The organism is uncultured Methanobrevibacter sp. (assembly GCF_905235195.1).
GTDB lineage: Archaea > Methanobacteriota > Methanobacteria > Methanobacteriales > Methanobacteriaceae > Methanarmilla.
Map to the genome: position 1 here is coordinate 1 of NZ_CAJOKH010000072.1, position 7749 is coordinate 7749.

Annotated in this window: 9 protein-coding genes and 1 pseudogene; 8 read left to right on the forward strand and 2 right to left on the reverse strand. The window is 25.3% G+C overall.

Going from position 1 to position 7749, the window contains the following annotated elements:
* The first annotated feature begins 261 nt into the window (after nt 1-261).
* The 8 genes from cofH (at nt 262) to QZ146_RS08125 (ending at nt 6560) form a co-directional block, all read left to right on the forward strand.
* Nucleotides 262-1380, forward strand: coding sequence for a 5-amino-6-(D-ribitylamino)uracil--L-tyrosine 4-hydroxyphenyl transferase CofH (gene cofH, locus QZ146_RS08090; protein WP_295723380.1), 1119 nt, complete (start codon nt 262-264; stop codon nt 1378-1380).
* 400 nt (nt 1381-1780) lie between these two features.
* Complete coding sequence (locus QZ146_RS08095; protein WP_295723383.1) at nt 1781-2080, forward strand: hypothetical protein; 300 nt, start codon at nt 1781-1783, stop codon at nt 2078-2080.
* Nucleotides 2081-2170: 90 nt separating this feature from the next.
* Nucleotides 2171-3892, forward strand: a complete 1722-nt coding sequence (locus QZ146_RS08100; RefSeq protein WP_295723385.1) for an ABC transporter ATP-binding protein — start codon at nt 2171-2173, stop codon at nt 3890-3892.
* Nucleotides 3893-4016: 124 nt separating this feature from the next.
* Complete coding sequence (locus tag QZ146_RS08105) at nt 4017-4421, forward strand: universal stress protein (RefSeq protein WP_295723388.1); 405 nt, start codon at nt 4017-4019, stop codon at nt 4419-4421.
* Between the two features lie 261 nt (nt 4422-4682).
* Nucleotides 4683-4841: a rubredoxin gene (locus QZ146_RS08110; RefSeq protein ID WP_295723393.1), complete on the forward strand. Its 159-nt coding sequence runs from the start codon at nt 4683-4685 to the stop codon at nt 4839-4841.
* Nucleotides 4842-4853: 12 nt separating this feature from the next.
* Complete coding sequence (locus QZ146_RS08115; RefSeq protein WP_295723396.1) at nt 4854-4988, forward strand: rubredoxin; 135 nt, start codon at nt 4854-4856, stop codon at nt 4986-4988.
* A 133-nt stretch (nt 4989-5121) separates the two neighbouring features.
* Nucleotides 5122-5628: a ferritin gene (locus tag QZ146_RS08120; RefSeq protein WP_295723399.1), complete on the forward strand. Its 507-nt coding sequence runs from the start codon at nt 5122-5124 to the stop codon at nt 5626-5628.
* Nucleotides 5629-5987: 359 nt separating this feature from the next.
* Nucleotides 5988-6560, forward strand: a complete 573-nt coding sequence (locus QZ146_RS08125) for a DapH/DapD/GlmU-related protein (protein ID WP_295723403.1) — start codon at nt 5988-5990, stop codon at nt 6558-6560.
* A gap of 247 nt (nt 6561-6807) precedes the next feature.
* On the opposite strand, the gene QZ146_RS08130 is transcribed toward QZ146_RS08125, so the two are convergent.
* Together QZ146_RS08130 and QZ146_RS08135 are read right to left on the reverse strand one after the other, a co-directional pair.
* On the reverse strand, nt 6808-6972 hold the full coding sequence (locus QZ146_RS08130) for a hypothetical protein (protein WP_295723406.1): 165 nt from the start codon (nt 6970-6972) through the stop codon (nt 6808-6810).
* A gap of 207 nt (nt 6973-7179) precedes the next feature.
* Nucleotides 7180-7284 (reverse strand): annotated as a pseudogene (locus tag QZ146_RS08135) (nitroreductase family protein); the annotation flags it as partial.
* Nucleotides 7285-7749: the final 465 nt, after the last annotated feature.

The window sequence follows — 7749 nt, forward strand, 5'->3', positions numbered from 1 at the left end:
TATATTAGGAACTTTTTTTTAATTTTATAAATCTTATTTAATTTTATATTAGGAACTTTTTTTTAATTTTATAAATCTTATTTAATTTTATATTAGGAATTTTTTGTATATTTTATAAATCTTATTATTACTTCTTTGGGAATTTTTTATTAAATATTTCATTTTCTTTATTTTATATTCTATTAGATTTATATTAACTAAATTAGAAAATAAAAAGGATTATAGAAAAATTTATATAATGATTGTATTAAATAGAAAATTATGAATACACGATTTAGTCTAAGTGATAAAACCAGAAAAATTTTAGATAATGCTTTAGATGAAGCTATATCTATTGAAGATGCTAATTATTTAATGAACTTAAGGGGTTCTGAAATTTTTCCACTTCTTGAGACTGCAGATTATTTAAGACATGAATTAGTTGGAGATAATGTTAGTTTTGTTAATAATTGTAATATTAATTTCACAAATATATGTAAGGTAAGATGTGGATTTTGTGCATTTGGAAAAGATAAGGATGATCCAGATATTTATATACAATCTGATGAAGAAATTATAGAAAAGGGCCGAATTGCAGTAAGTAAAGGCGCCACGGAATTTACATTAATGGGTGGAGTTTTAGAAGATGCAGACATTGATTATTATAAACATCTTTTAGAATTATTAAAAGATGAATTTCCTCAAATTTCCATTCATGGTTTTTCCCCTACAATGATATATGATGCCTGTTTAAATTCTAACATCTCAATTAAAGAGGGTGTTAAAATTCTTAAAAAAGCAGGACTTGACAGTCTTCCAGGTACTGCTGCTGAAATATTGACTGACCGTACCCGTTCTATAGTCTGTCCAAATAAAGTATCTACTCAAGAATGGATTGATATAGTTACTGAAGTACATAAGCAAGGTATCACAGGTTCTGCAACTATGATGTATGGTCATGTTGAAACTGTAGAAGAACGTGTAGAAACTATGAGGATTTTAAAAGAAATCCAAGAAGAGACTCATGGTTTTACAGAGTTTATTCCAATGACATTTATGCCACAATTTTCACCTATTTTTTTAAAGGGTCAAAAAGATTTAGGTGCAACTGGTATAGAAGATTTAAAATTATATGCTACAAGTCGTTTGATGTTTAGAGATTTAATTCCAAATATCCAGGTTTCATGGGTTAAAATGGGTTTTAGATTTGCTCAAATATCCTTAATGGCAGGTGCTAATGATTTAGGTGGAACTCTTGGTGGTGATGAATTGTCTGAAGCTAGTGGTGCACCTGATGGTGTTGATGCTTCTATTAGAGATTTGATTAAACTTGTTAATGGTTTAGGAAGAAATCCAGTTCAAAGGAATACTTTCTACACTACTTTTAAATCTTTGGATTGAAGTTTTTATAATATATAATTAACTTATTTCATATATTTAAATAAATTTAAATTAATCTAAATTTAATAAATATTATAAATTATTATCATTATTTTTTAAATAAATAGTTGAATTATTATTAAAATTTTTTTTATAATAATGAGGATGGGTTATGAATAGGTTTTAGAAAAATCTAATTAAACAATTTCATTATATCTGTTTTAATATTAAATATTTTTTAATTTTTAAATATATTTTTATACAAAACTATCAAATATAATCGTGTCTCGCCCTCATAATCTTATAAAAAATAATAAAAAAATATATAATTTTAAATTAATATTTTTATAATTATTGGCATTTTTAATAAATAGATTAATTTTAAACTAATTTACTATATTAAATATTTATAGGCGATATTATGGTAAATGAAGAGAATATAGATACTGAAGTTGTTATTGTTGAGAATAAAGATCCATTGAATATGATGTTGGAAGAAGTTAAATCTATTGCAGAATATTATAATTTCGGTGAAGTTAGATTTAAAGTTGATTTTGAAGACAATTTTTTTCCTAATGTATTTATTATTAAAACTAATGAAGAATTAACAGATGTTAGAGTTAGACAATTAAATAGTTTATTTAGAAGTAAATTAAATAAGTTCTGTGATGAATATGATATTCTTAAATCTTTTGAGTCTGTTAAATTAGAATTTGAATAACTAATTAAATTATATCATTAAATTTAATTTATTTAATTAAATTTAATATTTTTACTTTTTATAAAATTTCTTTTAAAATAGTGGATATTTATGATTGAAATTGAAAATTTATCTAAAACATATAAATTAGCTAATGATGATGAAGTTATAGGGCTTAAAAACATTAATTTGGAAATTAATGAAGGAGAAATTCTTGGAATAATAGGAACAAGTGGTTCTGGAAAAACTACTCTTCTGCGATGTCTTAGAGGAGTTGAAAAATTTGATGTAGGTACTATTAAAATTGATGATTTTGAGCTTAAAGCTGATGATAGTCAATATTATTATAATAAACTTAAAAAAGCTACAGCTATTCATCTTCAAAGAAATTTCGGCCTTTGGCCTGCAAGTTGTAGGGAAAATATATTGAGAAAATTCTATGGGACTAAATATGAGGATGAAGCTTCTATAATTCCAGATGAAGCTGAAAAAGAATTTGGGCAAGAAACTGATAGGATTTTAAAGTTAGTAGGTTTATGGGATAAACAAAATTACTCATCTACTATTATTAGTGGAGGAGAAAAACAAAGACTTATTATGGCAAGACAACTTGCAAAAAAACCAAAATTATTACTTCTAGATGAACCTGCTACTATGGCATGTCCTAGAACTAAACAAGAAATTCTTGAAGCTGTTAAAAAAATCAATGATGAATTAGGAATAACTGTAGTTGTGGTATCACATTTACCTGAAGTACAAAAATATTTAGCTGATCGGGTTGTACTGATGGAAGATGGTGAAATTGTTAAAATTAGTAATGATGTTGACCAGATTACAGATGAATTTTTAAAAGATATGGAAGATGAAGTTGATATAAAAATCACTCCTACAGATGAAACAATCATTAAAAGTGAAGGTATTAAAAAAAGATATTATGTATTAAATGAAGGAGAAAGTCTCAATATTGAAGATGCAACATTTGATATTAAAAAAGGGGATGTTTTAACTTTACTTGGGCCTAGTGGTGCAGGTAAAACTGTACTTTTACGTATATTAGATGGTCTTGATGATGCAGATGAAGGTAAAGTCACTTATAAACTTGTAAAAGATGATGATGAGCTATGGGTAGACATACATCAGCCTTCCTTAAATCGTATGGATATAAGACGTAAACTTGGATTTATGTATCAGGAATTTGCACTTCAACATTATGCAACAATCCGAGATCAACTTGCAGCAAAACTAGGATATAAAAACAATCAAGTTGTAGAAAATGCTAAAAAAATTGCAAAAGAAGAAGGATTATCTGATGAGATATTGGATTCTTTATATCTTTTAACAGATTTAACCGAAGCTGAGGCAAAAAAAAGATTGGAACAGGCAGGTATTGTTCCTGAAATATTAAATGATCTATTTCCAAAATTCCCTGCAACTGCTGTTAAAGATGCAGTTAGTGATGTATTTGAAAAACTTGATTTATCTTTAGATGTACTTGATAGACGTTCATATGAATTATCTGGAGGTCAAAAGGTTCGTGCAATGTTGTCACTTGTACTTGCAAGTAAACCAGAGATTCTACTTTTAGATGAACCATTTGGAGATCTTGACCCTAAAACCTTAAGAATAGTTTCTAACTCTCTTAAAAAATTAGCAAAGGAGTATGGTATTACTATTATAATGGTTTCACATAATACTGAATTTATGAGGGAATTATCTAATAGAGGAATCTTCATGAATGATGGTGATCTTTTAGATGATAGTAGAGATATTAACAAACTTGTTGATAATTTCATTGAATTTTGTAATGCAGACTATTTAATAGAAAATTCATAATATTTTAATTTAATTTGTTTAAAAGTTTTAAATTAGATTATTTCAAATAAATTTAGATTTTTTAGTCAAATATTTTCAAATTACATAGTTCAAATAATTTTATAATTAATAATTAAATGATAGAATGATTAATAAAATATTAATTGCAAGTGATGGATCTAGTTCTGCAGATAAGGCTGCTGATTTAGCTATTAATATTGCAAGTAAATACAATGCAAAATTAGCTGCATTATATATTTTTGACCCTATGGAAATGTCCTATGATGATGGTGATGATGAAGGTGGAGCAGTTTTAGATAAAATTACATCAAAAGGAAATGAATATAATGTAACAGTAATTGAACATATTATATCAGCAAATCCTATCAGTGATTTTAAAGTTATGATATCTAAAATAAATCCTGATTTAATTGTAATAGCTAGTCATGGTAAAACATATGATGAAAAACCTTATAATGATAGTCAATTAGGTAGTGTAGCTTTAAAAGTCTTGGAAGTTTCTAATGTTCCGGTTATAATATCAAAATAATTATGTTAAAATAAGGTCAAATTTTTATTATAATTAGTTATTATTTATTTATATTCTTTTTTTTTTAAAAATTTATAATAAATTTATAGTTTAATTCTTTTAATATTAATTTTATTTTCTTTAATTTATATTATATTTAATTAAATTTTTATGCTTTGTTTTATATAATTCTAAAAATTAGTTTAATTTAATCATATGCATTATTAAATTTTATCAATATATTTATATTATAAAAAACTATAATATATTGAGGTGCTATTTATGGCAGAATATAAATGTAAAGTGTGCGGATTTGTTTTCGACACTGAAAAAGGTGAAGCAAGAAAAGATGTTGCTCCTGGCACTCCTTGGGAGGAAATTGGTGATGGATTTAAATGTCCGTTATGTGGGGCACCTAAAAATATGTTTAACCCTTTATAATGAGGTGAAATAATGGCAAAATATGTTTGTGGTGTATGCGGATACACTTACGATGAAGATGAACAAGGAACTGCATTTGATGATTTATCAGATGATTATGTATGTCCTGTTTGTGGTATAGGTAAAGAACAATTTAATAAACAATAGTTCTATTTTATTAATTATAAACTATTTTAAATAAATTATATTAATTTAAATTTTTAATTACTATATTAAATTATATTAATTAAATTTTTAATAAAAAAAATATTATTTTTAATTATTATATTTTGGTGATATGATGGTAAATGAAGCAATGGAAAAAGCTTTAAATAAACAATTAAATGCAGAATTATATTCTGGATATTTATATTTGTCTATGGCTGCTTATTTTGAAGACAATGATTTAGCAGGTTTTGCTAATTATATGAGAGTTCAAGCACTTGAAGAACAAGATCACGCAATGAAATTTTATGATTATATTATAAGAAGAGGAGCTAAAGTTACTTTAACTGAAATTGAAGCTCCACAAACTGAATGGGATGGAGTTATTCCAGCATTTGAACATGTTCTTGAACATGAAAAAATGGTAACTGGTTTAATTAATGATTTAGTAGATTTAGCTATTTCACAAAAAGACCATGCTACTAATAATTTCTTACAATGGTATGTTGAAGAACAAGTTGAAGAAGAAGAAAATGCTATGGAAAACTTAGCTAAAGTTAAATTAGCTGATGATAATCCTGAAATTTTATATAAAATTAATGAAGAGCTTTCAGAAAGAGTACATCATCCTATAGAAGAATAGGTTTTTTCTCTTTTTTCTTTTTTTATTTATTTTTTACTTTATTATTAATAATTCCTTCTTTTTACATATTTTACAATTAATATTCTATATTTAACGATTTCATATTCTCTATATTTTATGTTTAAATATTCTATATTTTTTATTATTATAAATATTAGACTATTAATTTTTTTTATCCTTATCTATGAGAAGAGATATTATTTATGGTGTTATAATCATTACGATTAGTTAAATCTTAATATATTATTTTTTAATTATCTTTAAATAATTTATAATTACTTCAAGTTTATTCCTCTTTTTTCAGTGATGGAGATATCCTACAAACAATTAATATACAAGTTTTAATATACTTATTATTTATGTTAAAATTAAATGAACTTTTAAATATTTTTAATAAAGGATTAGAATTGGAAATGGATGAAGATGTCTCAAAGGCATGTAACTATTATGCTCAAGAAGCCCAAAAAATCACATGTCAAATGAATTATGAATATCATGATCTTGATGAAATTCGACAACTCTTTTCTAAACTAATTGGTAAGGAAGTTAGTGATGACTTTAGAGTTTTTCCACCTTTTACAACAGATTTTGGAAAAAATATTCACCTTGGAGATAATGTTTTTATTAATTCTGGCTGTAGATTTCAGGATCAGGGTGGAATTTACATTGGGGATAATATTTTAATTGGCCATAATGTTATTTTGGCTACTTTAAATCATAATGAAAATCCTCAAAAGCGAGCTAATTTAATTCCATCTCCTATTACAATAGGTAATGATGTGTGGATTGGTTCTAATGTTACAATAATTCCTGGAGTTACTATAGGTGACGGTGCAATTATTGCAGCAGGGGCAGTTGTTAGAAAAGATGTTTTAGAAAATACAGTAGTTGGTGGAGTTCCTGCAAAATTCATTAGAAATATAAAACTTTAAATTATTCATTATTTTGAAAAAAAGAGTAAAAATAGTAGTTTTTTAATTTTATATGTTTTAATTATTATTAAACTTTTTATTGGTCTTTAATGAATAATTAACCTATTAAATAATTATTTCATTTATATTGATATTATAGTAAATTACTAAACTTTTATTATTCTTGTTTATAAATGTTTTATAATAAATATTTGGTAAACTACAATAATTTTTGAAATAAATTTTTTGTAATGAACATCTATTTTTTTTATGTGGGGACTGTTCTTCTGTATTTTACCCTAGGATAACCTATTATAAATGCAGAATACATATGTTTATCATCATCTATTTCTGGGAAAAACTCCATTAATTTATCATGATTCAGTTCATCTGCCTTAAGTGTGAATAATGAATAGAATCCTCCAAGACCCATTGTGTAGGTTAATAGTTCTAGTCTTGTATTAGCTATCAGTGCATTGGCTGGATTTTTAGAAAATGATAATATCATTTGTCTTCCTTCTCAAAGGAGTGGGTGGTTTTTATAATTGCCTTTGCCTCTTAGATATTCTCCAAGTTGTTTTATTTTAAAAAATTCCTCTTCTTCTACTTTAATTATTTCATATACCAAATTCATGAATTCATCAATTTTCTCATCAAGGACAACAAATTCAAGATCTTGAGCATTCTGTGCACTTGGACTGTAATATGCAGCTTCAAATAATTTATCAAATGTTTTCTTATCTATTTTTTTCTTTTGTTTCGTAAAATAAGGGTTTAAAGAATTAAATTAAACAAATAATTAGTTCCTGAAAAAATCAACAGATAAGATATAAAATGGGGGGCATTTTGTTGGTTTTTTTTATAGTGTTTTGATATATTTTTTTTTATTCAGATATTAGCATTATAGGGTTAGGGGGGTATGTTTTTTGTTTGGTGTTGTTTGTGGTGGGTTTATATATTTAATATTACCATAAATGGTTAGTCACTAATTTTTTTTTATAAAGGGACACCTTGTTTAAGAATTAAATTTCTAAGAAAAAACAGAATATATATGAGGGTTGAATTACTAACATTGGGGCTTTATGATTGTTTATTTTCCTTTGGGGAGGGCTTTTTATGGGATAATATTTATTAGTTATAACATACCATTATAATAATATGGAGGTTTTTTTTAGACATGAATAATAAAAATAAATATTTTTTAGTTTTT

Coding starts and splice junctions, on each gene's coding strand:
- cofH (WP_295723380.1), top strand. CDS start 262: ATGAATACACGATTTAGTCTAAGTGATAAAACCAGAAAAATTTTAGAT.
- QZ146_RS08095 (WP_295723383.1), top strand. CDS start 1,781: ATGGTAAATGAAGAGAATATAGATACTGAAGTTGTTATTGTTGAGAAT.
- QZ146_RS08125 (WP_295723403.1), top strand. CDS start 5,988: ATGTTAAAATTAAATGAACTTTTAAATATTTTTAATAAAGGATTAGAA.
- QZ146_RS08120 (WP_295723399.1), top strand. CDS start 5,122: ATGGTAAATGAAGCAATGGAAAAAGCTTTAAATAAACAATTAAATGCA.
- QZ146_RS08130 (WP_295723406.1), bottom strand. CDS start 6,972: ATGGGTCTTGGAGGATTCTATTCATTATTCACACTTAAGGCAGATGAA.
- QZ146_RS08105 (WP_295723388.1), top strand. CDS start 4,017: ATGATTAATAAAATATTAATTGCAAGTGATGGATCTAGTTCTGCAGAT.
- QZ146_RS08100 (WP_295723385.1), top strand. CDS start 2,171: ATGATTGAAATTGAAAATTTATCTAAAACATATAAATTAGCTAATGAT.
- QZ146_RS08110 (WP_295723393.1), top strand. CDS start 4,683: ATGGCAGAATATAAATGTAAAGTGTGCGGATTTGTTTTCGACACTGAA.
- QZ146_RS08115 (WP_295723396.1), top strand. CDS start 4,854: ATGGCAAAATATGTTTGTGGTGTATGCGGATACACTTACGATGAAGAT.